Below are 1,356 nucleotides of genomic sequence, written 5' to 3'. Positions count from 1 at the left end.
TCCCACTCGGCGAGCGGCTCGGCCTCCTCGCCGGTGGCCTTGCCGGCCTGGGAGCGGGCCTTGAGACCCTCGGCGACGGCGGAGGCGATGACCCGGGTCAGGACGCTGACCGAACGGATCGCGTCGTCGTTGGCCGGGATCGGGTAGTCCACCAGGTCGGGATCACAGTTCGTGTCGAGCAGGGCGACGACCGGGATGTTGAGCTTGCGTGCCTCGCCGACCGCGATGTGCTCCTTGTTGGTGTCGACGATCCACACGACGGACGGCACCTTGGTCATGTCGCGCATACCGCCGAGGGTGCGCGCCAGCTTGGTCATCTCACGCGTGAGCATGAGAATCTCCTTCTTGGTGCGGCCCTCGAACCCGCCCGACTGCTCCATCGCCTCGAGCTCCTTGAGGCGGATGAGGCGCTGGTGCACGGTCTGGAAGTTGGTGAGCATGCCGCCCAGCCACCGCTGGTTGACGTACGGCATACCGACCTTGGCGGCCTCCTCGGCGATGGCCTCCTGGGCCTGCTTCTTGGTGCCGACGAACAGGACGGTGCCACCGTGGGCGACGGTCTCCTTGACGAACTCGTACGCCTGGTCGATGTACGTCAGGGTCTGCTGCAGGTCGATGATGTAGATGCCGTTGCGGTCGGTGAAGATGAACCGCCGCATCTTCGGGTTCCAGCGACGGGTCTGGTGGCCGAAGTGGGCACCTGCGTCGAGCAGCTGCTTCATGGAGATGACTGCCATGATGGGTTGAGGGCTCGTCCGGCTTGGAAGCAGCCGGACCGCGAGGCCCTCGTCCTCGCTTTCTGTGTATCGGGTTACGCCCGTGAGACCGGGTGGTCTCGGGCCCTGGTGTCCGCACCGGACCGAACCCCTGACGAGCAGGGGCACCTACAGGTCCGCTGTCCGGTATGGCCGGGGCTGCTCGCCCCGGGTCCGGATGCCCCCTCCGTGGAGAGCGCAGGACACGCGAAGTCAATCGACGTCAGTCGACCGCGTCGAAAATCATAACCCGCCTGCGCCCGCACTCCAACACACCGTCACCGGTCGCCCCTTCTGTGGAGCGTCCTCCGCACCTTCCACAGCACGGCCGACGGGCGGGCCTCACCCGAGCCCGACGGGTGTACTCACACCATGGGATCCACGAGTCCGGCCACCGCGACGACACCTGCACGCCCGGCCCGGGCGTCCACTGTCGTGTCCGCAGCGGCAGTGGTGGCAGTGGTCGGGCTGCTGGTCGTGGCCCCCCGGGCCGCGGCGGTCCCGGAACCACCGCGCCGGGATCTGAGGGGGCCGCTTCCCGGGCCGGTGTCGGCGGTCAGGCCCTTCGACCCTCCCGCTCAGCGATGGCTGTCGGGGCACC

1 protein-coding gene and 1 pseudogene are annotated in these 1,356 nt (G+C 68.3%); one reads left to right on the top strand and one right to left on the bottom strand.

Annotated elements, in window-relative coordinates:
• Positions 1-737 (bottom strand): 30S ribosomal protein S2 (gene rpsB, locus G6026_RS11940; RefSeq protein ID WP_182613308.1); only part of this gene is annotated, 737 nt, incomplete at its 3' end.
• Positions 738-1,127: 390 nt separating this feature from the next.
• Here rpsB and G6026_RS16965 point away from each other — a divergent pair.
• Positions 1,128-1,356 (top strand): annotated as a pseudogene (locus G6026_RS16965) (hypothetical protein); the annotation flags it as partial.

It is taken from the genome of Dietzia sp. DQ11-38-2, from assembly GCF_014145055.1.
Taxonomy (GTDB): domain Bacteria; phylum Actinomycetota; class Actinomycetes; order Mycobacteriales; family Mycobacteriaceae; genus Dietzia.
This window is presented reverse-complemented; position numbering and strand designations above follow the sequence as displayed.